Source organism: Robinsoniella sp. KNHs210 (assembly GCF_000686105.1).
In the GTDB taxonomy this organism is placed as follows: Bacteria; Bacillota; Clostridia; order Lachnospirales; family Lachnospiraceae; genus Robinsoniella; species Robinsoniella peoriensis.
In genome coordinates, this window is sequence record NZ_JMLZ01000002.1 from 1,727,959 (window position 1) to 1,753,195 (window position 25,237).

38 protein-coding genes are annotated in these 25,237 nt (G+C 35.2%); 7 read left to right on the forward strand and 31 right to left on the reverse strand.

All coding sequences use genetic code 11. From position 1 onward, the window contains the following. Nucleotides 1-80: 80 nt before the first annotated feature. The 21 genes from CD03_RS0114465 to CD03_RS0114565 form a co-directional block, all read right to left on the reverse strand. Entirely contained in the window at nt 81-338 is a 258-nt protein-coding gene (locus CD03_RS0114465) for a hypothetical protein (RefSeq protein ID WP_027294269.1), read from the reverse strand. Next, nucleotides 325-567: a hypothetical protein gene (locus CD03_RS0114470; RefSeq protein ID WP_027294270.1), complete on the reverse strand. Its 243-nt coding sequence runs from the start codon at nt 565-567 to the stop codon at nt 325-327. Before CD03_RS0114470 ends, CD03_RS0114465 begins: the two co-directional genes overlap by 14 nt. A gap of 331 nt (nt 568-898) precedes the next feature. After that, complete coding sequence (locus CD03_RS0114475) at nt 899-1,432, reverse strand: hypothetical protein (RefSeq protein WP_027294271.1); 534 nt, start codon at nt 1,430-1,432, stop codon at nt 899-901. Nucleotides 1,433-1,574: 142 nt separating this feature from the next. Then, the gene (locus CD03_RS0114480; protein ID WP_027294272.1) at nt 1,575-3,314 is read right to left on the reverse strand and encodes a hypothetical protein; all 1,740 of its coding nucleotides are present in this window, start codon (nt 3,312-3,314) and stop codon (nt 1,575-1,577) included. Between the two features lie 267 nt (nt 3,315-3,581). Further along, nucleotides 3,582-3,797 carry a DUF5659 domain-containing protein gene (locus CD03_RS33560; protein ID WP_044289393.1) on the reverse strand — a complete coding sequence of 72 codons (216 nt, stop codon included), beginning with the start codon at nt 3,795-3,797 and terminating at the stop codon, nt 3,582-3,584. Between the two features lie 185 nt (nt 3,798-3,982). After that, nucleotides 3,983-4,429: a hypothetical protein gene (locus CD03_RS0114490; protein WP_027294273.1), complete on the reverse strand. Its 447-nt coding sequence runs from the start codon at nt 4,427-4,429 to the stop codon at nt 3,983-3,985. Further along, entirely contained in the window at nt 4,419-4,712 is a 294-nt protein-coding gene (locus CD03_RS33565) for a cold-shock protein (RefSeq protein WP_044289395.1), read from the reverse strand. The genes CD03_RS0114490 and CD03_RS33565 overlap by 11 nt, the downstream gene beginning before the upstream one ends. 81 nt (nt 4,713-4,793) lie before the next feature. Further along, on the reverse strand, nt 4,794-5,036 hold the full coding sequence (locus tag CD03_RS39965; RefSeq protein WP_416389851.1) for a cold shock domain-containing protein: 243 nt from the start codon (nt 5,034-5,036) through the stop codon (nt 4,794-4,796). A 581-nt stretch (nt 5,037-5,617) separates the two neighbouring features. After that, nucleotides 5,618-6,001 carry a hypothetical protein gene (locus tag CD03_RS0114505; protein WP_027294275.1) on the reverse strand — a complete coding sequence of 128 codons (384 nt, stop codon included), beginning with the start codon at nt 5,999-6,001 and terminating at the stop codon, nt 5,618-5,620. A 200-nt stretch (nt 6,002-6,201) separates the two neighbouring features. Further along, nucleotides 6,202-6,717 carry an HNH endonuclease gene (locus CD03_RS33570; RefSeq protein ID WP_044289396.1) on the reverse strand — a complete coding sequence of 172 codons (516 nt, stop codon included), beginning with the start codon at nt 6,715-6,717 and terminating at the stop codon, nt 6,202-6,204. 14 nt (nt 6,718-6,731) lie between these two features. Further along, entirely contained in the window at nt 6,732-6,884 is a 153-nt protein-coding gene (locus CD03_RS37845) for a hypothetical protein (protein WP_156042901.1), read from the reverse strand. Between the two features lie 13 nt (nt 6,885-6,897). Then, nucleotides 6,898-7,299: a hypothetical protein gene (locus CD03_RS0114520; protein ID WP_027294276.1), complete on the reverse strand. Its 402-nt coding sequence runs from the start codon at nt 7,297-7,299 to the stop codon at nt 6,898-6,900. A 13-nt stretch (nt 7,300-7,312) separates the two neighbouring features. After that, nucleotides 7,313-7,720: a hypothetical protein gene (locus CD03_RS0114525; protein WP_027294277.1), complete on the reverse strand. Its 408-nt coding sequence runs from the start codon at nt 7,718-7,720 to the stop codon at nt 7,313-7,315. A 28-nt stretch (nt 7,721-7,748) separates the two neighbouring features. After that, entirely contained in the window at nt 7,749-8,411 is a 663-nt protein-coding gene (locus tag CD03_RS33575; protein WP_052377806.1) for a Rha family transcriptional regulator, read from the reverse strand. A gap of 233 nt (nt 8,412-8,644) precedes the next feature. Then, entirely contained in the window at nt 8,645-8,860 is a 216-nt protein-coding gene (locus CD03_RS0114535; protein ID WP_027294278.1) for a hypothetical protein, read from the reverse strand. 16 nt (nt 8,861-8,876) lie between these two features. Then, nucleotides 8,877-9,032 (reverse strand): hypothetical protein, encoded by a 156-nt coding sequence (locus CD03_RS37850; RefSeq protein WP_156042903.1) that lies wholly within the window; start codon nt 9,030-9,032, stop codon nt 8,877-8,879. A gap of 71 nt (nt 9,033-9,103) precedes the next feature. Continuing rightward, nucleotides 9,104-9,283: a hypothetical protein gene (locus CD03_RS0114545; protein WP_027294279.1), complete on the reverse strand. Its 180-nt coding sequence runs from the start codon at nt 9,281-9,283 to the stop codon at nt 9,104-9,106. A gap of 180 nt (nt 9,284-9,463) precedes the next feature. Beyond that, nucleotides 9,464-9,664 (reverse strand): hypothetical protein, encoded by a 201-nt coding sequence (locus CD03_RS0114550; protein ID WP_027294280.1) that lies wholly within the window; start codon nt 9,662-9,664, stop codon nt 9,464-9,466. A gap of 55 nt (nt 9,665-9,719) precedes the next feature. Continuing rightward, the gene (locus tag CD03_RS0114555; RefSeq protein ID WP_027294281.1) at nt 9,720-10,322 is read right to left on the reverse strand and encodes a hypothetical protein; all 603 of its coding nucleotides are present in this window, start codon (nt 10,320-10,322) and stop codon (nt 9,720-9,722) included. Between the two features lie 168 nt (nt 10,323-10,490). Continuing rightward, nucleotides 10,491-10,844, reverse strand: a complete 354-nt coding sequence (locus tag CD03_RS0114560; protein ID WP_152614220.1) for a hypothetical protein — start codon at nt 10,842-10,844, stop codon at nt 10,491-10,493. Between the two features lie 106 nt (nt 10,845-10,950). Then, entirely contained in the window at nt 10,951-11,232 is a 282-nt protein-coding gene (locus CD03_RS0114565) for a hypothetical protein (protein WP_027294283.1), read from the reverse strand. Between the two features lie 420 nt (nt 11,233-11,652). On the opposite strand from CD03_RS0114565, the gene CD03_RS0114570 reads away from it, so the two are divergent. The 5 genes from CD03_RS0114570 (at nt 11,653) to CD03_RS0114590 (ending at nt 13,343) form a co-directional block, all read left to right on the forward strand. Next, nucleotides 11,653-11,895 (forward strand): helix-turn-helix domain-containing protein, encoded by a 243-nt coding sequence (locus CD03_RS0114570; protein ID WP_027294284.1) that lies wholly within the window; start codon nt 11,653-11,655, stop codon nt 11,893-11,895. A gap of 43 nt (nt 11,896-11,938) precedes the next feature. Beyond that, the gene (locus tag CD03_RS37855; protein WP_156042906.1) at nt 11,939-12,097 is read left to right on the forward strand and encodes a hypothetical protein; all 159 of its coding nucleotides are present in this window, start codon (nt 11,939-11,941) and stop codon (nt 12,095-12,097) included. A gap of 3 nt (nt 12,098-12,100) precedes the next feature. Continuing rightward, nucleotides 12,101-12,313 carry a hypothetical protein gene (locus CD03_RS0114580; RefSeq protein ID WP_027294285.1) on the forward strand — a complete coding sequence of 71 codons (213 nt, stop codon included), beginning with the start codon at nt 12,101-12,103 and terminating at the stop codon, nt 12,311-12,313. Nucleotides 12,314-12,507: 194 nt separating this feature from the next. Continuing rightward, complete coding sequence (locus CD03_RS33580) at nt 12,508-12,768, forward strand: hypothetical protein (protein ID WP_052377807.1); 261 nt, start codon at nt 12,508-12,510, stop codon at nt 12,766-12,768. 77 nt (nt 12,769-12,845) lie between these two features. After that, nucleotides 12,846-13,343 (forward strand): J domain-containing protein, encoded by a 498-nt coding sequence (locus tag CD03_RS0114590; RefSeq protein WP_027294286.1) that lies wholly within the window; start codon nt 12,846-12,848, stop codon nt 13,341-13,343. Nucleotides 13,344-13,597: 254 nt separating this feature from the next. Here the strand turns inward: CD03_RS0114590 and CD03_RS0114595 are convergent, their stop codons facing one another. Both CD03_RS0114595 and CD03_RS38880 read right to left on the reverse strand, forming a co-directional pair. Further along, nucleotides 13,598-14,956 carry a KAP family P-loop NTPase fold protein gene (locus CD03_RS0114595; protein ID WP_027294287.1) on the reverse strand — a complete coding sequence of 453 codons (1,359 nt, stop codon included), beginning with the start codon at nt 14,954-14,956 and terminating at the stop codon, nt 13,598-13,600. A 31-nt stretch (nt 14,957-14,987) separates the two neighbouring features. Then, nucleotides 14,988-15,119 carry a hypothetical protein gene (locus CD03_RS38880; RefSeq protein WP_255348089.1) on the reverse strand — a complete coding sequence of 44 codons (132 nt, stop codon included), beginning with the start codon at nt 15,117-15,119 and terminating at the stop codon, nt 14,988-14,990. Nucleotides 15,120-17,281: 2,162 nt separating this feature from the next. Here CD03_RS38880 and CD03_RS0114610 point away from each other — a divergent pair. Next, nucleotides 17,282-17,686: a hypothetical protein gene (locus tag CD03_RS0114610; RefSeq protein ID WP_027294288.1), complete on the forward strand. Its 405-nt coding sequence runs from the start codon at nt 17,282-17,284 to the stop codon at nt 17,684-17,686. Nucleotides 17,687-17,812: 126 nt separating this feature from the next. Next, nucleotides 17,813-18,022 carry a hypothetical protein gene (locus CD03_RS38270; RefSeq protein WP_197041731.1) on the forward strand — a complete coding sequence of 70 codons (210 nt, stop codon included), beginning with the start codon at nt 17,813-17,815 and terminating at the stop codon, nt 18,020-18,022. A 549-nt stretch (nt 18,023-18,571) separates the two neighbouring features. Here CD03_RS38270 and CD03_RS37860 read toward each other — a convergent pair. The 8 genes from CD03_RS37860 to CD03_RS0114655 all read right to left on the reverse strand — a co-directional run bounded on the left by CD03_RS37860 (nt 18,572) and on the right by CD03_RS0114655 (nt 25,235). Then, nucleotides 18,572-18,742, reverse strand: a complete 171-nt coding sequence (locus CD03_RS37860; RefSeq protein ID WP_156042908.1) for a hypothetical protein — start codon at nt 18,740-18,742, stop codon at nt 18,572-18,574. Then, nucleotides 18,733-19,746 (reverse strand): hypothetical protein, encoded by a 1,014-nt coding sequence (locus CD03_RS0114625; RefSeq protein WP_027294289.1) that lies wholly within the window; start codon nt 19,744-19,746, stop codon nt 18,733-18,735. The genes CD03_RS37860 and CD03_RS0114625 overlap by 10 nt, the downstream gene beginning before the upstream one ends. After that, complete coding sequence (locus tag CD03_RS37225; protein ID WP_081820247.1) at nt 19,743-20,729, reverse strand: PD-(D/E)XK nuclease family protein; 987 nt, start codon at nt 20,727-20,729, stop codon at nt 19,743-19,745. Before CD03_RS37225 ends, CD03_RS0114625 begins: the two co-directional genes overlap by 4 nt. A gap of 1,505 nt (nt 20,730-22,234) precedes the next feature. After that, nucleotides 22,235-22,540 carry a hypothetical protein gene (locus tag CD03_RS0114635; RefSeq protein WP_027294291.1) on the reverse strand — a complete coding sequence of 102 codons (306 nt, stop codon included), beginning with the start codon at nt 22,538-22,540 and terminating at the stop codon, nt 22,235-22,237. Nucleotides 22,541-22,591: 51 nt separating this feature from the next. Next, the gene (locus CD03_RS0114640) at nt 22,592-23,227 is read right to left on the reverse strand and encodes a hypothetical protein (RefSeq protein ID WP_027294292.1); all 636 of its coding nucleotides are present in this window, start codon (nt 23,225-23,227) and stop codon (nt 22,592-22,594) included. Between the two features lie 103 nt (nt 23,228-23,330). Then, a complete protein-coding gene (locus tag CD03_RS0114645) occupies nt 23,331-23,696 on the reverse strand; it encodes a hypothetical protein (protein ID WP_027294293.1) in 366 nt (121 codons plus the stop codon). Between the two features lie 68 nt (nt 23,697-23,764). Beyond that, nucleotides 23,765-24,835, reverse strand: coding sequence for a hypothetical protein (locus CD03_RS0114650; protein WP_027294294.1), 1,071 nt, complete (start codon nt 24,833-24,835; stop codon nt 23,765-23,767). Nucleotides 24,836-24,848: 13 nt separating this feature from the next. Continuing rightward, complete coding sequence (locus CD03_RS0114655; RefSeq protein WP_027294295.1) at nt 24,849-25,235, reverse strand: hypothetical protein; 387 nt, start codon at nt 25,233-25,235, stop codon at nt 24,849-24,851. Nucleotides 25,236-25,237: the final 2 nt, after the last annotated feature.

Sequence of the window (25,237 nt, forward strand, 5' to 3'; positions counted from 1 at the left end):
CGACTATGCTACTAATAGAGCGTAAAATTGCGCTGTACCACATGGTTGGTAAGCTGGTTACTGACAACCTAACACTTGCATTATTTTCTCTTTTTATGCTTCTGTTTCTTTTTACTCGCCTCCCATTCCCTACAGGCTCTTTTACAGTCGTTCGCATTATCGAATATGTACCGGAATTCTCTTGAGAACGGATCGCCTTTTTTCGTCTTAACCAAAACACTGTTATTGCTTATCTTAACCACAGTTACCTGAATCGCTCCACCATAATTAGGTGTAAAATATTTCTCATTTAATTTTATCTCTTCTATTTTCGCTGGTACTGGTTTAATATATGTCATTTTGTTTCTCCTTTTCTATGTGTTTCAAAACTATTTCATGTTCAAAATCATAAGTTTCTATGTGACCGTCCTCAAATCTCTTTAAATATACCTGTAATACATTTAATCTGTGCTGATACACCATACACGCACACAGCCCAATATCATCATAAACGTCAAACCTCAAGGTTGTTTTCAAATATATGATCTCAATCTTACATCCGGTGAAATGCTCTAAAACTAATCTCATTCCATCACATAATCGTTTTATCGTTGGAACTTTATACTGCCGAACTCTAATTCTTTCTGTTACCCTGCTGCCACAATAGAAATTTCCTTTCTCAAACAGCTTAACTCATCGTATACATCATTCATTTTTGTTCTCCTATGCTTATTCTGTTGAAATTACACCACCGACACATAATAGAGCTTCACAGCTATTGCTACTTACAGTTTCAAATCCACCTTTATGTAGCTGGGGAGCAGGATCACAGCTTGCCTGTGGTCTTATGTTATAACAGCTATTTTTTGTGGGGTATTCTCTTATATATTTTGTATTAGAGTTTACCCCATAAAAGTAATTAACTAATTTTGTAATAGCCCTTTTTATCTGTCTTCATCTGATTAAACATTTTTTTGATTGCTGGTTTCTTATATCTTATTTTTTCTAATTGCTTATGTGTTAATCCGGTTTCTTTTAACAATTCAGTCATCTTAAAAACTTTTTCTTTCGGTTGCCTATTACACCACTCAAGTATTCTCTGTGGATTTGTCATCACATCATCGTTGTTAGGCTTTCGGCTCATTATTTTCTCCAGCGGAGTTCTCTTAATATACTCACACCAATTGCACTCATCTATGTAAAATGTTAATTCGCCTGTAAATTTATTTGAAACGTTGTATTTAGGCTTGTATCTATTAATAAAATATAAAGCGAATACCTCCATATCTGCCTCGGATGTAAATTTGATATATTCAATTTTATTCTTTTCTTCCAATAGCGCTTTTTTGCACCATGCGGATTGCGTCTGAATACATTGAAATAAATTAGTAGTTCTGCCAATATACAAAATTTCACCATCTTCATTCAAGAACCTATAAACATAATAATTCACCTATCTTATCCTCCTTATAATGAATGTCGCAGAATCAAGATTCTACTCTTTCGTCCACCAGCTTTAGGAGCTGATGAACGATCTATTTTATTTATAGACCCCAAATCTCTATTAATTTTTTATATTAGAGGATAGGGGACCTTTATAGTGCTTTTTTGTAATAGCCTCTTTTTTCTGTTTTCATTGATTCAAACATTGCTTTAATAACTGGTGACTTATACTTTATCTTTTTGTATTGTATTTGTGTTAATCCCGTTTCTTCTAACATATTTGATATTTTGAAAATCTTACCTATAGGTTGTTCTTCACACCATTTAATAATTTTTTGTGGATTTGTTATATCTTTACCACTCTTTGGCTTTCTTACTTTAACCCTTGCCACAGATATTTCAGGTGGCTCTTCTTCATATTCGAATTGTACACCTAAGTGTAAATATCGCATTCTCATAATCGCTGACAGTGCAGAAAATTGTCTTCCATTATCTTCGTTGTTATAAAAAGCCCATACATGCACTGGTTCTTTGCTGTTCATATTTCTTATGGCTAATCTGAAGATGTTTTGTTCAAAGTCTGCCAGAATAGATGTGTACATGATGTCATTAAGTATTGCTGAATCCCTAAAAAGATTGTCAAAGTACTGCAAGCTTTGATCCTGGGTCTTTTTCTTCACGTCTTCCATGATTTTAGGTTCTGAAGAACAGTACATAAAGAAATATGCAAGCTGGGAAAAACGGTTTAAACCTATGTGTGCCATTTCCTGCAAGTCCTTATAATCATTAAAACCTTTCGTATTTCCGAGGTGCGCAATGAAAATAAAATCTTCTTTGAATCTGTTGATAATTTCTGAGTAAGACAAAACTAGCATATTGCGATAGTCATCTGCTGTTCTTTTTAAATATTGGGCAATGGCATCTGTATATGACTTGGATTTCTGGCTTTTATTGCACAACGCATTTTTCGATGTTGTAACATTGCAATTGGTAATTGTCAGGTTTAACGGTACACTGAACTGCTCACAGTGAATAAGTTTGACGTAATCCAGTTCATAGCATGGATCTATGTTACATGTGGCATCCAGTACAAACATTTTAATGTCACCACTTAAGAAGAATTTCTCTTTATGGTCAACCGAGATCACAAATTTCTTATCATAACTGCCATTTCTTTTCTTGCTACAGGTGAAAATACCTCCATCCTGCGCTAACTGTTGGAATCCTAGCAAGTCAACACAGGCACTGTTATATTTTTCTATGACCTTGTCCTTATTATCATTGATGATCTGGAAAAACAATTCATCATTACTGGTCATCGACTTCGTTCTGGTGTCACTCCAGTACAAGAAAAATTGAGTATCCCGCTTTTTCTCCATCTGTATCATTTCATCCTGAATACGCTGGCTGAAAATATTAAACTCACGAATAATCCAGTCTTTATCTGCTACGGTATCGTCAAGCCCCATTTTCAGTGCTGTATCAATGTCATTCAAATTCTTCACGCTAAGTTCTAACTGTTGGCTGAAATATGGTTTCTCATCAAAAATGATCCTGCTGCGTAAATGTCTCTCTCCATTCATATAGAAATGATGGAACGTTTGAAGCGTTTTCGTATCCAGCATGAAATATCTCTGGGTACTCATAAGCAATACAGGTTTATTGCTCTGCTGAATTACCTGTTCTTTGAAATCCTTGCCAGACTTTAAAATGGCTATGTTCTTTTTATTTCTGAGGTAAAACTGTTCCATTTCCTTTTCGTCATCGGTCACGATCTGCCTTGCATTGGACACATAACCTTCCAGCCGGGAAATTGAATCTGTCACAATAATCAGTCCGATTGGTTCATTCTGATCCTGGCTTTTATTCTGAATACATTGCTGGATAAGCACCTGTAAAAATGAACTTTTCCCAATACCGCATCTTGCTGGCAAACAGGACACGTAGTCAGTGCAATTCTCAGTCTGAAGTACTTCAAAAAAGAAGCGGAAGAAATCAAGCTGTTTCTGGTGAAACTTAATATTAGGAAAGATCTGTTCCCTGATATCCTCAAATGTATGATAATCTAGTTGTTCAAAATGATTTATTGTGTGGTTTTCGATATGTAAATCCTCCTCTGTTCTTGCATTTATCTGTTACAGTGCTAATTTAATTTGTTTCTACATTTGTTTGCCTTGATTACCAAAATAGATTTGAATACAATGTCTTATCTTGTCCGACTCCATGAAGTAAAACACATTCTTATTTTTATACTTTTCATTCTCAGCCATCCCCATCAGCACAAAGCCCTGCATCATTAAAAAACCAGCAAGTTTTTGATTATATATCGGAAATGCAGTTTTCTCCTTTAGATTTCCTTGTTTCTTATTTTCCATTACTACCTCCTTAAGATCTAAAAATTTCTCGTATTCAAAACATATGTTCTTCACTGGATAAAAAATAATAAGTGTCTAAAACGAATATGCTTGTAGGAGCAACCTTGTGCAAAATTTTGCACTATGTTAATCTAATAAGTGTTCCTCTAAGGGTGTCACAGATTTGTGCACCCCTAGAACCTCTACTATTCGCAATGAGTGTTAATGCTGTTTATTTTTTCTGCCACAATTTCCAACATGCTTTGGTAAGCACCTATTGCTTTCTTTACTGTTTCCTGTGATTTCTTTAATACCTCTGCCATTTTTTCTGATTCCTGCTGCAGCTTCCAGTTTTCCACAAGAAGATCATCTATAATTTCCACTGCTCGGCGTTCCTCACAATTTATATCTAACCTATCCAATCCAGTTAAATCATAGTCAGTAAACAGACAATGAATGCCGTCATCGATACTCATTTCAATTATCGAATTCTCATTATCCGCTTTCCACTTTTTTAGAAACTCTTCTTCAGATAAACTCTGATCGGCAAATTCTTTCTTGATCATGTCGTACATAATCGGGCTGACAAATATCCCAGTCCTGTCGATAAACTGTGATCTCTCAATAAATGTTCCTGCTGTTCTACTTTTCATTTTTCTTTTTCCTTTCGTTGTGAGGTGTGAATGTTCTTTTGTTTTCGGGATTATATTCCCGGGCTACATTGACTGCGTAAACCGGATGCTTGTTTGATGATGCAAATTCAAATGTGACTTTGTGTCCTTTTTGGATGTTGTTGTATCTTTGTACGGTATCATTAGCATGGAAGAAAAACTTTTCCTTGTCCTTGGTTCTTATGTATCCATACCCTTTCCCAGGATCATACCAGAGTATCTTACCTTTTTGCGTTTTCTGCTTATTACTTTGCACTACTTCCATTTTGTTATCCTCCTTTGACTTTTCCTAAACTAAGATGCATGTTTAAATCATTGTTAAGTATCAATTCTGACTAATTATCCTTTAGCAATACTTAGTTGATCCATTTACATTAGGCGAGACTTCAATTAGCACGTTCACAGCCCGGTCTGGTTTTCCCGATTCTGGATAGGGATAAAAAACACACGGGTTTCCTGCTGCTGCTTTTCTTGCCCCATGCTGTCTGATTATGTCGCTTCGATGGAAGAAATAGCTTTGCCCTGAATTTGATTGTATGAATCCATAATTCCGTATATTGCAGAACCATTTCACTGTACCTTTTTGCATTTTACTGCTATTTTTTTGCACTCTTCTCAAATTGATCTCCTTTTCTTACTTCATATTCTATTTTCAAAGTTCATTTTTGGTATAAAAATTACACCTGCCTAAACTGATTGGAATATTTTGGGTTGATTACCCGTTGACCTAAAAAGAATTTTGTGCTATAGTTTTTGTGAAAGATTTTGTATAGCGCTGTTTCTTTTTAGGTCAGTGCATTCTAAATTACTTTGAGTGTTGGTAGCGCTCAACTAAAAAGCTGATGTTCTGGTGTTGGTAGCACCTACATTGGCTTTTTTTATGTAATTTGATGAATTTTTCTCGAACATTTGTTTGTTTTTTGTTCGTATTTTATAATATTACCTCTCATTTTTCTGTTTGTCAATACTGAATTGTCGAATTTCTTGCATTTCTTCAAATAAAAAAGCCACCTCAACGTATTACACGTATCAGCAGCTAACCTGAGCATGGTATGAATATACTTAATAAAGGGAAAACTCTCCCTGTATTATGCATTCACTTCACCATATTCATTTATCAAGGTACGTTAGCTGCACGTAGAATATTTATTATCCTCTATGCGTGTCTTTCTATATATTTTTTAATTCTAGCATGAACTGCACTCGGCTGTCAAGAATTTTTCTTTGCCTGACCATTTTGCTTGTCAATAAATCAAATAGCTTTTCTGCCGTTGACAATTCAATGCTGTTTCCTGCTGCATCCTGGAACATAAAACAATCCTTTTTCCGTCCAAAATCCGCCTGATACACAAAGTAGCTGATTAACTCCTCTTCATCTGCTGATCCCCATAAGATATGTAGCAAGTTTAAAACCGTGTTCGTACAGTCCGGGTAATAATCTTCTTCATTTTGCAAACTTTGATTGACGCTATTCAGCTTTATCTGAAAATCTTGCGTTTCCTGAACATGACTCAAATACTCAACGAATAACTCTTTTGAAATAACTGGTTGCATTGGTATTTCCTCCATATTTATATAATGATATGCTTATGACGGTGAACGATTCGTTCAACGTTTATTCCTTTAATTATCAATTCTACGCTGAATTCTATATGAAATTGTCAATGTGCATCGAACAGCCATAGATACCACTATCCGTAATCAACCTTTTTTATAAGAAGTGATCTAACCATTCTCTTCTCCTTTCTGGGGTGTCAAGCGAAAGCTGTCTTCATTGCATACTCAATGATGTCATCATCTATCTGATTTCCTTTTTCCTCATTGCATTTACGGCATACACCCTGTAGATTATCCATTGAACTGATACCTCCCCGTGACAGTGGGAAGATATGATCAAGTGTCATATAGGTTGCTTTATCTCCATCCGGATCTATATGTAGTTGCTTTCCGCAGCAGGCGCATAGTCCGCCCTGTCTTGTGTATAATACCCTACGCTTGTAATCTTTGTTGTGTATGCGTTTATTCTTCCCAAAACGGCGGCTGACCACCTCTGTGTTGATCGTACACTCGACAGAATCCATTCCCATTTCACATGCTAATAGATAATTGATAAATCCATCTGTCAACAGACCTCGCTGTGTTATAGTAACAGGTTTCTGGAAACAGCCATGCTCATTAAAATACTGCATGTGCTCTTCTATCTTTACCTGTCTTGGTGGCTTTCTATAAAAAATTTCCGGTATTCTAATGCTACTTATTTTAATCAACATGACTGTTTCCTCCTTTACTTTCTATCGCTTTTGTAGGTATCAGGGAACCATTTTATTCCGCCCCCTGATTTGTTTTGAGTTGCGGGTGTATTCAGAACAGATTTGCCTATACAACTTATTTCTCCTCGGTTTACTGTTTCTGCAAAAATAACTGTTTCCTTTTTCATTGCTTATCCCTTCCTAGAAAAATTGGTCTATAACCTCTTTTAAAAACATTTTCTTTAACTCTGCATCATACGTTGATAAATTTACAGGTAGACTGACTGTTGACTCTCGACATCTTTTGCCATTATCATAAAAATCAGCAACTATCTGATATGTAATTTTCTTGTTCTTCATTTCAATTGAAAGGAACATTATTTCAATACTGATCCCCTCATCACTCCATTCACCGATCCTATTAATGATTTCCTGATCATATTTGTTCTTTTGCGCTTCTGCTGCTACTAATATTTTGCTCATTAGTTCCTCTGATACTTCCTTAATTACTAGGAAAATTGATATACGCTGATTATCTAATTCCAATTCATTCAAATTGATTTCCCCTAAGTTTAATGTTCCGATCTCTGTTTTCATCTTCATGATAATTCCCTCCCTAGAAAAATTTGTCAATCATTGCTTTAATCATGCTTTTTTTCAGTTCATTTTCGTATTCAGACAAATCAACCGACACAAAAACCTCTGTCTCACGTATCCTGTCATCCTGATCAAAGAAATTGACCATCATTTCATACTGAAGTTTCTTCTTGTATGTGCGGATCATCAGGAACATGGAGTCTATAACAACTTCTCTATCACTCCAATCTCCAAATTTTCCTCTTACTTCCTTGGTAAATTCCTTTTTCCTTATCTCAATTGCTTCCTGTATTTTTTGCATCAGGTCTGTAGATACTCGCTGTACCTCAAAAAATGTCATTACACTTTCTTCGCCTGTCTCAATTTGTAAGTCATTCAGATCTATTTCTCCTAAACTCATGGTTCCGTATGCTGTTTTAAAATTCATTATGTAATCCTCCTTAATATGTTTGTTGTCATCCTGCCAGAAACGCAATAGCGCTGAATTGTGCTAACCGCTCCTTGCAAGCCTGATATATTTGCTTATACTCTGTCTGCTTGCTGATTCCGTCAATGATACACCGTTCTATGATATTCTCCGCCATGCACAGGGTATTAAGCTGTTCAAGTGTGGCGCTGTCTCTCTGTCCATTCATAATGCCTGACGTTTTATCCGCAAGCCTTGTTAATATGGTATAATACCGTTCAGAGTGGGTACTTCCGCTTGCTTTGGCATAGTCAATGAATGATTTGATGGTATCTGTTTCTTTCTTCCTAATCTGTTTAGATAATGATCTCGTGTCTTGCCAGATGGGTGTCTGCTTCTGTAAAAGCAGCTGTCTCATGATATAAAACTGTTTTACAAGTTCCATTTTAAATTTAACGACAATCGGACTGTTGCCAAATAGCGTCATCAAGAAAGTTGCTTGTGTTTCGTTCAAGCTGCATACTGATGTCTGACTATTTCTTGAATTATCAGACCACTTCAAGTGGTATGTCAATTCGCCAAATTCAGTGAAATATTCTGAATGTTTATTGATCAGTTTAAGAACACTTCGATGTGCATTCCCAGTACCATCTGCAATCACCAAACTATCTGTGAAAACATCACATCCGTTTACGATTACTAAATCTCCCATACCTAAGAATCCTCCTTTATGTTAATGATTTTATGTCCTGTCAGTTTGGCTCCACCTTTTCGTGGATCGAAAACACCTATTTGATTCTGATACAATCTCATGCTGTTTGCTGAAATTTTGAAGGGTTCTAATAGAACCTTTTAAAAACCTTATTTAAGTCCCTCCTTTGATTTTATTTATAAAGTACGGCGGAAAACTGAATTTCCCACGGCTATACCGTCACCGCCTGTCTTTCAGATGCCTGTTAGCGTCTCACTCGCCCATATTGCAAGACTCTGTATTCTGTCGCTTGCCATCCCCCATGTCCCTACCAACTGATTACAGTAGTCCTCCAGCTTGTCAAAAGCTTCCATGGCTTCCACGTCTGACAGTTGTGCATTTGCGTATCTCGCACGCTTTACCAGTCTTCCCGCTTCTACGATATCTTTATTGAATTGTTCTATTGTCATGGTCATTCCCTACCTTTCATAATTGGTCAGTTAGCATGATTTTCTGTAATTTGGCTACCAGATTCTCAAATTCATCTGATTCAATGTGCGTAATTCTCATACGGGTTTCTTTCCCGCTATCGCTGTTTGCTTCAATCACTTGTTCCGTATAATTCACTGTCATAAAGATCATATATATTCCCCCTTAACAACTCATTTTTTGATGTAAATCCCTATCAAATCAATAGCTACTTGTTCAAAAAATTAATTTTCTTTAGCAAACACTAACGCTTTTAGCTTTGCTATTGCTTCTTTTGTGGGTAAGCACTCCCCGCATATATCATAGCTATTGCCTATTCTTCTCTCTATTAGCGCAGTACCATTAAAATCTACTACTCTATAAAAACCTCCTAATGGTATTACTCTAAAGGCTACAATTTTCATTATTACCCCTCTTTCTGTCATGGTTCTCCGATTGCGTATCAAATTTATATAGTGACTTATTTCCCGGTATACCTATAAATATCCAATTCAGTGTATCTTCGATTTGTAAAAGTTTCATTCAGATTGTAACTAAATTCTCCCGGTGTTTCCCGACTGGGTGCGGTGGTCAGAAGATTCATTTTATTTCTTCTGCATCATATCAATCCATGTTTTTAATTCTTTCAATGTTTTAGAACAATTACACACATTGTCATCTTCGTCTACCGCCATGTATGTTACTGTTTGTGTGCATAAACCATAGTTGTCAATTACCTTAAGGATTTTGTATCCTCTGTAGTCTTTTAACTCATTCTCAACTGTATATCCTAGCTGTTTATTCATATCTTTTCCTCCACAAATCAATTATTGTAGTTCTACTACTGCAATATCTTAGCCCTTATAATGGAATATCTATACACACATTTGTGTAGTCATCGTATGTAATTGTGATAAATATACATGATATTTTCTTAATCAGATCCAGCATTCCATCAGGTATTACGTGAATGCATCTGATGTGATCAAGTGCAATCGATAGTGTTTCGCCTTTTCTCTGTATCAGTACTTCATTATTTCCCATTTCAACGTTATAGTTGTCCATGTTGATCTGTCTATTGCCAGGAACCGTCTTGTATTGCAAGGTTCCCCGTTTATTCATGCTTAACAGGTGAACCAACTCAATTGCTGAAATCATACAGCCAAAAGAACCACTAGACCTATGTTCAAGCTCACTGAGAAGGTCATTCATGAATATAACCATGCGGTAGGAAGAATCTGTTTTTTCTATTGATACCACATTTACGTTTTGCAGTTCCGTGTTTTTGAAAGTGGAATATGTGATTCTGTCATCTGGCTTTACATGGTCTTGCAATGCCTGTGCATACTCTTCTTTCGGGAAAACTTTATACTTGACGCTGAAATCGTTAAGCGGTATTATTTTCATCCGCTTGATATTGTTTATGCTACAAAACAGTTTTGAACTCTTGATTTCGAAACTCATTGTGAATCCTCCTTAATTTTGGGTGCACTTAATACACCTACTGAAATATGATTTTTCAGCAGCCAGATTATACAAGTTTTCTAAAGTCAATTGAGTTGACATTAGAAATAAATTTTGCTATCTGGGGGATACCGCCTGTTATCAGATCGTAACAAGCGGTTATGTGATTCATACACTTGCGATTTTGATTGTAATTAATTCTACGGGTGTTTCTTTCTTGTACTTCTCATAAAGTTTCTGACCATCCTCTTCATTTTCGATGAATGCCTTATGATCAAAAAATGGTTTCATGTATGGAGAATAACGTACATTATAAGTAGAAACATTAATTTCACTTTTCCGTCGTTTCTTCATATAGGAAGCAGTCTCTTTTTTTAAGGCTTTAATCTTTGCATCCAATGCATTGACTTCTTTTTTCTTGCTTGCTTTTTTTTGCTCTAAATTGTAAAGCGTTTCTGCTATGCTTGAAAATTCTTTCATGCTTTTACACATATGACAATTCACTCCTTTTCTTATATCCATTGGTTTTCCTAATATGTCGATTAATAAAAAAAGCATACCGCCCGATTTTGTATTCAGACTTTATGCTTTATATATGATATAATACATGCAATTGTGTGGTTGCTAACTATGATATTTTCTGTAATTTTTCGCTATGTTCCGTTACTACCTTTTTAAGTAGCGATACATCAGATTCAAGGGCTTCAATTTTATCAGACTCACTATCAAACCGTTTGGCTGCTGGTAAATAATTTTCTGCTAACATTTTAATATCACGCTTGATATCATTCTCAATTATAATATTTATACGGGTTTGCTCTTGCTTAATTTCCTCAATATCTTTTTTTAAAGGCTCGATCTTTTTGTCTATGATATTGGAAATTGCTAATAACAACTCATTATCTGTCATATCTTTTTACCATCCTTTACATCTGTGGTGTATGTATTATACCATATGTAAAGCATAAAGTCTATTCGATTATCAAGGTGCTTTTTTCAAGTTAGCAAGTCAACCCTCTCTCAGTAATCTTCCTGACTATTGATTCCGTAGTCGTTCACTCACAGGTATATTGACTGTTGATTTCACAAGGCTTTCGGCTCTTGTAAGTGTTGTGTCTTGCTTAACTTGTAAGACCATTGTACACTAAAACGAACTTAATTGCAATACGTAATAGTACACAAAAACGAACTTAATATTTTGTGATATGTACACAAGAACGACATATATTATAGTGTAATCGACAACATAGACCATAATTAGATTATTATATTGATTTTAAATGTTCGCTATAGTATACTAACTTTATAGATTAAGAAAGGAAGTGATCAAATGCCAAAAGAGAGATATCTACCCGGTAAAATATCATATGATAAACTTTTTAAGCAAATGGAAAAAAAGGACGTAAAAAAAATAAACCTCAGACGTGATTTTGGCATACATCCAACAACCATACAAAAAATAGTTGCTGGTGAGACTATAAATACAGATACCATTATTATTCTTTGTTCGGCGTTAGATTGTCAACCCGGTGATCTTATGGAATATATTCCTGAATCAGACATATCAGAGTAATACTGCATTATATAGAAGAAACATAAAATATAGGGGTGAGCGTATGATAAGTTATGAGAAGTTGGATGAGAAAGAATTAGAGATAACAGTAACACCAGACGAATGGAATCTAAGAATGATTGATCAAGCGACAAAAGAGAATTACGGGAACACAATTTCTTTTGATGAAATATGCCATCAACTGAATATTAAAGAGGTGTAATAAATGGATGCTGAGAAAAAACCATATATTGTAAACGGTGAGCGTGTAACCTTAGAAGAATACAGAAAAACAAAGTATGAAGACTTGAGGGTACGTGTGCCGAAAGGTAAAAAAGAAGAAATCAAGAAATTCGTTGCCACTACTGATGAGAGCCTAAACAGTTTTATTAATAAAGCTATTGATGAAAAGATTGAACGTGATAAACTTAATATATAGTGTTGTGTGGTACCCATAAAAATATATAAATTATGGGTACCATTTTTGTATATTATTCCGTCTTGAAATATGGGTACCCATAGTATATAATTATCATATCAACAGACAACAAAGTACCTTGATAATTGAATAGACTTTGCACCGCATATATGGTACAATCATTACATATGATAATCATATAAGGAGTGGATAAAATGGATAACGATCTTAAAGAGATATTGATTGCAATTCAATCTGGGATTATTAATCTGCAAAATGAAATGACAGAAGTAAAGACAAGCTTGAAAAAGATTGAATTAACCATAGAACTTGAAACAAACAAGAAAATAGATGCTCTCTTTGATGGAAGAGTTGACGAGATGCGTCATCGTAAAGAGAATATAGAAGCAAATGCAAAAGTAGCTGACTTAGAAATGAGAGTCGATAATTTGGAAAAAGCGTTTAAGGCATCATAACACGTACTGACCATATACAAGTGTAAAGTCTATTGAATTATCAAGGGCTTTGCACTTTTTTTATGGAGGTACATATTATGACAAGCTATTTTGACCGTATTACTACCCTACAGGAATTGAGAAGCCAATACAAGGCACTACTCAAAAAATATCATCCTGACAACGCTGACGGCTCTCTGGAAGTCACAAAAGTAATCAATCTGGAATACGAAAAGCTTTTTCAGCAATTGAAAAATGCTCATACCGCTAAAGGGAAAACTACAGCATACAATGAGATGCAATATGACTTCTCAGAGGATGAAAAGTTGCGGGAAGTCCTGAATAAAGTTGTTACCCTTGCAGGACTGAATATTGAGATTATAGGTAATTGGATCTGGCTTGATGGTCTGACATACCCGCATAGGAAATACTTAGGTGAAATAGGCTTTAAATGGGCTGGAGAGAAAAAGAAATGGTACTTCCATACGGAAATATTCAGGAAGAAAAGCCGTAAGAAATTGAGTCTTGATGACATCCGCCAGTATTACGGAAGTACAAGCGTGCGTCAAGAAACAAGTCCTCTGCTACAGGCATAAAATTAAGGGGTAGCCTACAACTACCCCATTAATCGCAATATGCCGTCAAGCGCGTTTAAACGGTCATACAGGCTGTTTTGCCGTTCGTGTAGACAATTTTACCCTCAACGAATCAGGACGTCAATTTGCGTCATATATTGCCTTGACATGGCTCTTGCATACTCCCCGGGGGTACTTTACATTCTGACGCATGGGTCAGGTGTCCGGTAGCTGCACATGTGTTCCATCCACACGTCACGGGAAAATTTCATTTATTATAAACTGGTTGATAATAAATTTTCTGAATTTTCACTCATATAATTAAACATTTCTAACTTTTGGTAAATATATTGTCCATATAATAATCCAGATATTTCATCATATATTTCATAATCAGGATCAAATAATATTTTTTCGATTCCAATATCCTTACCACATTCATCTTTAACCAAATCGTCAATTACATAGTTTGCCATTTGCAAAATAATAACAATGCCCTCTATCCCCTCATAAAACTTGAATTTTTCTGAAATTTTTTTACTCTCTTCCTCCTGCGTAATTTTATATTGTTTATCTAAAATAGAATTATACATCTCTATCTTTTTATATTTCATGATCATAAAGTAAATATAATTAAAATGAGATGTCACCAATAAATAATCCTTCAAGAACACGTCATACATTATCATATAGGTTTTTAAAACTGTATCAAGATCTCTTAACGTCAATATAAAATGAGCTTGCATGTGAGAAAAAAACATCTTTATTTTATCTTTAAATTTATCATCATTCCTATGTTTATTATTCCATTTTACGATATTTAACCTATTCAAAATTATATCGCTACTGTCCGTTTTTGGTATTTTACTAATATAATCAAAGAACCGACATAAGTACCCAGTTGAATCCATGTCTTGTCCATAGACCGTTTTTATTGAGCAGCTTAACTGCGATATGTCTACAGCAAAGACAAATACCATATCTTTTACATCAAAAAGATGCTTAACAATTTCCAATGTTTGAATTGCAAAATTAGGCTTGCATCTATCCAGCTCATCCACGATTATCACAAGCTTTCTCTTAGAATTATCCATATATGTAGTCATAATCTCTTTCATTTCAGATATATTTTTCCGAAATAATTTATATTCTCCAAAAAAACTATTTTCTCCCTTTAGATAACCCTTAAATGCTTCTAATGTATCCAGATCCGCTGGAATATCTATATTAAAATGTTTTTCCATCTTTGTTCTTACAAATCCATACCCTATATTTTGGGCAGCTATTAGTATTTTTCCGCCTAAATTTGCAGCATTATCATTGTCTATTTGCAATTGAAAGATACCATCCTCTAATATTGTATTCATAAATGGATCAAAGGGATTATCCCAAAAATCATTTTCCCATGCATTGTAATAGATAACTTTTAGATCGTCTATATCTTCACAATAATTCATGAACATATTAAAAAAATACGACTTACCAGTTCCCCACGGTGAATCTACTGCTATTGTATAAGCATTGGTCAATAAATCTCGTTTATACTGGTCAGAGTTCAGAATAATTGTTTTTAGAAATTTAGCATATTCCAATCGCCCCAGTTTATCATCTGTCTCAAAAGATAATTTTCTCATAACTCTCTCCTATTCTTTAATTCCATAATCATCAAGATAGCTTAACGCCATTGATGCCTTTGCTATTTTTAATCCTTCTCTTTAACTCACCTGATCTTGCATCACAGCAAAACTTTATAAATTTATTTACCTTTTCCCGCTCATAATCTTTTAACTTGTACATACTTCACTACCTCCCATAATATTCCATATTATACCATATCACAAGTAATAATTTAAGCTAAATTATGTTGTATTAATAGTTCAAACAACACACTCCCGGCACGACTTTGGTTCAAATATACCAATCATCCATCACCACACCTCTTCTACCATTTCTACGCTTATAACAACATAAGCACAGAATATTTTCTCCCATCTAAGGTAAAAGATATAGCCTACAGACCTTTTCTTTAAAATCATATTAACAATAACAGGTTACAACGGCAGATATCATATTTGCGCTAATCTGGAATATCCGCTACCAGTTCTTTACTGTGTCTCCAGGCTACTCACACATTCTCTGCACCCTGGCTACACTTATAACAACATAAGCACAGAATATCTAATTGCATTCAAGGTAAAAGATATAGCCTAACACCCATTCCTTTAAAAATCAAATTAACTTTAGCTCATCTTGTAATCTGGTGTCTCTGCCACGTCAGATAATGGTTTCCACCTCTTTGCTAATTCTTTGTAATTTATAACTGACCCGTACTCATTGGGTGAGTTTTTATTTTTCTCCAATATCCTTTGCTACAAATAATGGCTAGTCATCAATTCCGAATAAGTCTAATTCAGACTTTTTCAAAACATATTGTTTTACATATTTGCTGTAACACGAGTTACAACCGGCATCAGTACATGATTCCCCATACAGCCCTACACTCAGGCACATCACATGCCCTCTTTACTCTGCTATCCTTATAACAACATAAGCACATAATATTTGATTGTATTCAATGTAAAAGATATCACCTTAACAACATGTTCTGTAAATTCTAATTAACTATAACAGATTTTTCCAACGTGCTTATCCCGAAAGGCACCATTCAAATGTGCTAGATTGTTCGTATAGACCCTTGACAAGTTTTGGTCAAGGGTTAATCTGGGTGACAGACTGCTTCGCATAGACCAGATTTTGAAGTAATTCCAACGTGCCCGTCTGGTAAGCACGTTGTTCTTCAGACGCGTGGCTCTCGCCCACACGTTGATGCTCCCGACCTTTATTACATACCAGGTAAAATACTGTTTCACATAGTTGAGATTTTGAGGTAATTCCAACGTGGTAATCTCGTCACTACGTTGATATTGATTTGGTACATGGCAATGTCATAAGCACGTCTGGCTCTCGCCCATACGTTGATCTTCAGACGTGTCGTTCAGAACGGCACGTTGACAAATCCTGCTGCATGTCCGACAATTTGTCAGGTATGAAATAGATCAGAACGTCTTTACCTGATAAAGAGGTTGTGCGCCTGATGCACAACAATTGTTATCGTCCTGAACGATCACTCTGAAATCACCGTTTCATTGGCTGCCACATCATAAACAAATTACTCCCCTTTGAAGCCACCACAATGCCCTTTCTAGCCAGTAATCCTTATAACAACATAAGCACAGAAAATTCTATGTACTTCTTTGATAAAAGTATCGGATATGAATATAAGTTTTGAAATCATATATAATTAATACAATATCCCTTTGAAGTGAAGTCGCAAAATGGGGCATGGTTGATCTGTACTGGCGATTTGCCGGGTCAGCTAATTAAATAATGGAATCCTACATACGGACTGCATCCTTATCCTTTGCTGCTATTGATGAGGTGGCATTTTGGAACCCCATAGTTTGAAGTTACACTGAATCTACATGATACCTTTCTTGATCATAATCTAAGGATGTCCATTGGCTGAACTTCCCTATATTCATCGGTGGTGGAAAATTTTCCACCACCATAACTTCTTTTCTTATTGTGTAGGGGACATTATGTCCCATTCAAACTGATTTATTATTAAATCGTTATTCTGTAATACTTCTTTGATCGCCCATCAAGTTAGAAGGTAACAAGTCCATAATAACAATCGCAGACAGAATACTGATAACTTTTATGATGTTACCTTTAAGATTTTATAATATGGGGGTGTGGAAATATTTCCACAGGGTTAAGTTTGGGGGGGTGTGCAAAATTTTGCACAGGGTAGAGTTTGACATCGTGCAAAAGTTTGCACAATGTTCATGTGATACTCCCGGTGATTTACGCTTAAGTACCATTTTACAGTGGCTTCTTATACTTCTATATGTTATATTTAAATTAACTATTAATTTCGGATTAGGGAGGTAGTTGAAATGAAAAGGACTTTATCAGTAACATTATTATTAACCGCTATGCTAACTCTTAGCGGATGTAGCAGCAATATTAAAGATGTTGAGATTATTGATGTTGATTCAGAAATCTATAGCGAATCAGAAATTAATTCTGCAATAGACACGGTTGAAGAATATTTCAAATCGAACTTTGATGGGTGTACTCTGACTATGCTAAAGTACGCTGGTGATGATCATAATAAGGCATCGAAAAAGTGGGCTAAACGACATGATGCTGAAAAAGCAATTATTTTACTTTCTTCATTTGACGTGGACTCGTCTGGCGGCGATGGCTCCCTTAATCCAGATTCTACGTACAAGGACTGGCAATGGATATTAGTTGAAAATGAAGATGGAAAGTGGGAGCATGTTGACCACGGATATTGATCCATTAAGCCCTGTCGCCAAATCGGGCGGCACTGATTTTACTAGGTTTTTCTTGATACAAGATTTATCTGTAAAAGAGATTCCAAAATCAAACAAAGAAGAATGGAGTGCCATATTCTCATTAAATTGAAATATGCTGAAGTAGAAAGGATAAATAACATGTCAGATAACAATGATAAGAATATTAACATAAAGAAAACTGTAAAATCCGGAATAACCTTTGGAAGTGCATTAGCAATGGTGATAAGCTATACTACCTGGCATTCAGTTGGTTGGGCTATTATACATGGTTTATTAAGTTGGGTATACGTTATTTATTTTTTGTTGAAATATTAAATCCTGTTTTGGTAATTAATTACTGGGACACAAAGTAAGGGACATTATTGTCCGTAACTAAGATCTCTCTATTGAGGAGTAAACGCCATCACACAATACCCATTGTAGCCAGAAATCATTATAACAACATAAGAACAGAATATTTCATACTTGCCAATGATAAAAATACAAGGTACATACATAAATCTTAGAATTATAATGTTAACGTTGGAATATTCAGCAACTATAAATGCTGACTGTGATGTATCATGGCAGAATCTACAGTGTCCCCGATGGGAAACTGTAAAATCTATTGCAGTACACTAATCACGACAGTACACTTCGCAGGGGTAAAGTCCTGTTTTTGAATCACATGTTTAGAACACAAACAGGGGTATACCCCTTCCAAGTGTACAGAATAGATATAGACTTAATTAATAGATATAGATAACTAATACTTATAAATAAGTATTAGTTTAGCGCTCGGGGATAAATCCCCTCCCACTGCCATGGATCTCCTTCACAATTAAAGTATGGACAGTCAACACTTTTTTAGACAACTTTGTAAGGTTATTTTCCCAGTACTTCATTGATGTCATATAATCCATTGATGAATAATTTCAACAACAATTTGGTTTCATCAAACAGATGATTTTTCTTATGTTCTGCCTCGTCAAAAGGAGAGAGTTCATCCAATACCGAACTCATTAAATCCATATAATACCTTTTCACTAATTCCATGTCTTTGTAGCAAGCTGTTCTGCAATTTCCTGTGTTTCGGATAGCTTATCTGTATTAAGAACTTTTGTCAAATCAAATATACGAGTTCCCATAGGTGCGTTCGGTGTTATCTTCTTAAAATCCGTCAAGTAGAATTTTTCCACAAAAAAATACCGTTGCTTAATCGTTTTTAAATCATAACCATACTTATCACCATCTACGATAGCCTTGAGAATTTTTTCTTTTCTTTCATCAGTCAACTCTCCAAATTCAGCGTCATATTGTATACCGTTTCCGTTTTCAATTGCTGTAATTCGAGCACAGACTTTACCAACTGCACGTACACTCTTATCTTTATATAAGCCCAAATAATCATGTGCTCTAAAACCATGCTCAGCTTTATCGTAATAAACATCTTCTTTAAAATTAAAATCAAGTGTTTTACTTGCAAGCTGCATTCTCATGAATTTCCATGAATCAGCTATTGCAATAAGCGCATCGTTATAGCAATAATTTAGGTAGTCATCAAGTACTTCTTGCATGTTATAATCCTTATCATCGATAACTTCTTGAATGGCATTTGCTATACCTTCAAAGGTAGTGTTTATGTGGATGACTGGATGGTCTTGTTTAGCATTAAATTCTTTGAGTTGCTTTTCAAAGGTCACTTTTTTGTCATTTTTCATCAGTGCTGGTGCTAGCGTAATCATTACCTTATACTTTTCCCCTCCAAAGGAGCTCAGATGCCTCATAAGCTGATTAGAATCGAACAAGTCAGACATTTTTGTTTCAACTACAATCTTGAAACTCTCCTGAGTAATGGTTGCATCAGGTATACTATCAACACTTTTCTCTTGTAGGTTAAATGCAATTTCAGGTTCAAAGGAATCAGAGAAGAATTCCGTTTTCAAAAGCCGAAAAAACTTATCAGAAGAATATTGATATAAACGAGATAACAGCAGCATCGTATTTGCTGTTGCAACATTTTCTTTCGCATGGTATCTCTGGAAATAATGAATCTTCATAACTGCTTATCCCCTCTCTTTTTTATTTCATAATTCTTAGGGAAGTAATCCTTCCCTAGCAACCAAACAAACTGGTCGATTTGTTTCAGGTTATATTTGTCTAATCTATAGAAAGCACGAAAATCAATCAGAATACCTTTGAATTTAATATAGTCCTTTAAGTCACCATCCTGAAAATCTGAGAATCCATCCCGATTTCTAAAATAACGAAGTACCTCATCCACATAACTATCATAAATGGGATAGTCGAGAGGATTGTGATGGCTACAATATTTTGAGGCAAAAGAGTAAAAATTCTTCTCTGTATTACCGATAGTTACATACTGGATATCTCTTACCAGAGTCACATCTCCAGCCTTAAGTCTTAAATCAATATCCAGGGTGCAAATGTGCTTAGCTACTGGATAGATTGAGAAAATTTTCGTACTATAAAAATCATTAAGCGTTGATGCCTTTAAAAGCACATCAATAACATCTACATTTTTCGGGCATAAATCAGAGAACAGTTTATTAAGTGCGTCCTCCTGCAAGTGATAGTTTTCCAGGCTATCCCACTTAACAAGATAACACTCAACCTGCTCTATTGATGGATCAGGAACTTCAACATCCATTTTCTTCTTCCGAGTACATGTGCGAATAGCAGTATTCTCTCGCTTGGGCGTTGGTGGCTCAGCAGTTTCATCAGAATCTAAGAATAAACGGAACCTTCTCAGATGAGACAAGTAACTATTAACGTTTGATTTAACATTACCGGTCGAGTTCTCAGAAAGAGCCTTGATTAATGTCTCTTTTGCCACATTTTCAAAATCAGTAGCAGTCACCCTGTTCCAGAACAGATCTTTACTTTCCTTCCTCCAAATGTAAAAAGTGTCCGCATAAGCGGTATTGATTGTTTTTTCTGAAATATCCTGGCTATGTAAAAATTTTCTATATTCGGCACGCAACTCATCATATGATAAAGATTTCATTTTGTTTAAATCCACTTCTACCTCCCCTTTATTCAATACAATTTAGTCTTTCAAGCCACTTCAATATACAGCCACTCTAAAAGGAACTATCATTACACATGTTTATTTACAGTAAAAAGATAATTAATTATATCCCAAATTTTTCTAAATATCAATCCTAACTTATTGAATATATGTAAATGAATTGCTTGCTACTACCATCTCTTGACTCCCCCGATATGCAAAATTTTGCAAGTCGGTGTATGCACAACATTATCAGCGTATCATTATTAACATTGTGGAAAATTTTCCACGAAGTCAGTTCTATTGAATTGTGGCTTCGACTTATATTTGGCTAATTTGGGTGAAATCTCATTGTGCAAAAATACACAGTGAAAAATGTTAGATTATACTGTATTATTTAAATCACAGGGACGTTTAGGTGTCCCTCTGTTTGGGTAAAAAACATCAATCACAGGGACGCCCAGCGTCGACATATGGACATTCCTTATTTAAACAGACATATATAATTAAACAGACTAAATACTTTTATTCACTACGTTCATAAAAGTATTTTCTTCGCTTACGCTCAATCTCCTGTGTCAGAAAAGATTACAGAGTATTATTTGTTGGCAGAATCTACAGTGTGCTATCTTTCTTTTCTGATTTGGAAATCTCTGTTGTGTTTTACTGGACATCCAATGAATAACAGCTATAAATTTTCTTTGTTGAGATGGTTGCTTTTCCTGGACAATTTGTAATCCGGTGATACGAAAATGTAAATCCGGTACTATGCTGCACTATTTCTCTGGTCTGGGTGATTATCTGATTTAACTGTTATGCGATATTCCAAGTTGGAAAATTAATTGAGAGATACCTACTCCTGCTCGCTTATCTTCTGCTCAAAAATGAGCTAAAGTTTACGGATTGGTGTAGAATAAGATAGGGCATATAAGTATTGATGATGGATATGGTATATTAATAAACCGTTTTTATTAAGTCTATTCTGTTGGAATTGTGGACTGATTATGGGGTGTGGATTATGTAAAGTAGTTTTGTGAAATAGTTTTATAAACAACTTTTATAAAAGTCTTTATCTAAGTATTGTCTCATTTCCCCTCGAACACTTTCGTATTCCATTTTACCACAAATTCTTGCTATATGGAATACCTTTCAATAAAAATAAACACTACTTACTCTACTCACAGTTATAATTATTGTTGCAAAAAATTGCTTGTAAACACAAAGTTTTTTCATATATATTCTAATAATCAGTAACATATATACTTATAGTTATATTTATAGTAATATTGCACAAAAGAATGCCAAGTTTTTTCGATAATAAGTTCGGCAGATATTTTTTTAGTTAGTATTTACATGGTGAAATCGGCTATACAAAGTGCACAATGAAAATAATGCTATAATTTATAGTAGTGTAATATATAGTAAACCTTGTATCTAATCATATATTATCGAACACGAGAGATTTTTCAACCACCCTATTCCCTAATATAAAATAAAAGAGAATTGGGGAGGGTAAATTACTCATGTTTGATTTTCTTTTTGATGTAGTATATAGTCCAAACAATTATTGCAATGATAATACTGAAAAGAGCCTGCCCAGGAATTAGCACATAGAGGGCAAATATAGTCGTATGGTCATAATTATTTGTCAAAATATCAGACAGCAAAAAACTACTCCCAATAAAAAGTAATATATTGCTAAGAACAATACTAATAAGAGGAGAATATTTAATACATTTGGGTTTTACATGGAGCATTCCAAATGATGCAATCAATGGTACACCAATTAGATAAAATAATAAGGATAGTTCAAATTTATCCATCACATTCTCCTTCCAAAATACTATCCCCCTATCTCCAATATTATGGTTCAACTAAATTAATTTGTCAGCTTTTATAACAATACAAGGTTGATGCAGTATCTTTATGTCTTCAGATAATCCTGACCAGAGTAATAAAGAAGAAATAATTGAATAGGTATTTTCTGTCTTTACAGCATTACATTCTTCAAGGTTCTTCATTGATTTTAAGAATGTCTGTGCCGCAACTCTTGCATCTGCCATATGTGATTCTTTGTTGGGTCTACTCTTTGGTTTTCCATTTGGGCTAGAGATAAAAGCCTCCCATAAAAACAAATCAAACTCTTCTTTATTGAATCTGCTCCAATCAGTGGTAGCTTTTATTTTGCACTCAGAATCTTTTAAATATTCAAAAATCCATGCAATTTCTGACATACCAGTTGCCAGTGCACTTGCTCCTGCTCCTGCACTCCATGGTCTTCCATTCTCTCCATCTCTTTGAGCTGTAAGCAATTTTTCATCTTTTCGAATACTAATTGTAACTGGGCATTCAAAACCCAGGGTGACTTTTTTTGAAGTTGTCAAATCACAAACTAATGTATCAACAAGCTTATTAATATCTGTATTACATCTGATAGACTCTCCTTCTATTCTACACCAACCAAAGTTTTTTTTCTTAATTGATCCAATGTCAACTGCATAAATAACCATTTTTTCTTATCTCCAATTGTATTTTAATCTCATAACTACATATATTATATGCTAATACTTAATCAGATTCAATCGTTTTGCTTAATATTTGAGTGCGTCAATTTTACTTTACCAGTGTTTTCTTAAAGTTCTCAAATGCTTCTTTATAAAGTTCAATATCTCTGTCTGTGGTAGTTTCCCCAGCTTCATTTATAAGTTCATCAAATAAGAAATCAATGTCAGCCAGTTCTTCTTTTCTGGCTTTCAGATTTCGTTCATATACCTCTCTCGCTTCCTCCAATGTTTCAAAACAATCTACGCACTGATCAAAATCAATAATCCGTATATCATCTTTGTCTTGATCCGAACCAACGATTTCTACCCGCATCATCTCAGCTCTTTTCTTGAGCACTCTCAGATGTTGAAAATAATAGTATTCAAAAACATAGTAAAAGCATTCCCCTGGTTCTAAACTACTAATATTGTACATTCCAACCACATCCTTTCAAGACAATTATATCCCTCTCCCTTCCGGTTGTGGATGGTAATATATGGTAATTAACCAGCATGTACTATATCATCTTGATAGGAATTATCGCCAAACGGTTTGACATCCACTTTTAGCAAGGCATCATATACATGCTTTGGTATCTTATTCTTGTACCTGTCTGCCATATTAATAATGTCTGCTTGCTTGTGCCTTTTATACTCAGCAAATGCTTCTTCTGGCGTATCCCAGTAACCTAACACAATTGATTCACCGCCACACGGCATAAATACTCCATAATACTTCTCATGGCTGCTACTGTATCTAACTCCCAGTGGTAAAACAGGATTATTTCTTCTGGTTCTACGGGAAGAATAATGTTTCTTGCTGTTAGACAGCATGGTATTCAGGGTTTGTGGCAAAATACAACATTTGTCCGGTGCATATACCTTGTTTCCCGGACACAGCAAATCTTTGTCCACCGCCATAGATTCACCCTCACATTCATAATAATTTGCCCAGTACCACTCCATAAATAACTCTGGATCTCTTGCCCAGCTATCACAAATTACTGAATCATCATAGCACCTCCTGTTGCTCTTTTTGTTGCATCGGTGATTTATGCCCTGCCAAATACCAAATGCACGATTCCTTGATGAGGTAATGTAGGGGATATACTCCTGGTTCCGGTCAATATCTTCCACTTTTATATAACCTCTATTTAATGATATGTACTCATCCCAGCTTACCCACAATAAATTTTTGTAATAGTTATTACTGAGATCTTCGTCAATATGCCAAATCCAGGTAGTCTCACTGTTTCTTTCTAAGAATTGTTCTGCTACCAGTTCTGCCGGACTCGTTTCTTTTTTATACTTCTCCCCATACTCATCAACCAGATTAATCGTATAGTGGACATTCCCTGTCTTGTGCATGTAGAAATATTTCCTGAGATTATTAACCATCCTGCCGTAGTTGGATATCCAATAATTCTGGGAGTCCTTTACCTGGACAAAGACCTCTTCTTTGCTTAAGGGTGTTATTTCCGCTTTCGCTAAATCCAGAACTCTTGCATCTGTTAGATCCGCAAATTCCCAGAACTCTTTTCTCTGTTTCCGCTTTATCATTTCCTTTTTTGTCATCTATTTTTTCCTCCTATTTAAACCGTTTGCCAAATGCACTTTTTATATTGCGTTCAAAATCTTCTTTCGTTTTTGCCCAGAATCCGCCTTTTCCGATCAATCCTCCGTCTTCAGCGTAACCGTAAATTGTCTGGGTGTCTCGTCCGCTTGGGTCGTATCGATAGCCCGTGTCCAGACTTATACCTCCGGTTACTGTATCTCCTCCTGATTGGATGCCGTCATGTTGTGGGGATTCTGCTAACTGCCCGATTCTGGAATATCCTCCTTGGGGTGAGTGGTAAAATCTGTCAACGTTTACGTGTAGATCTTTGAATGACTCATCTACTGTTTCGGCTACGGCTGCTTCCATTTTTTTCATTAATTGCGCTTTGAGTGCTGATATTGTATTTACTGTTTTCATAA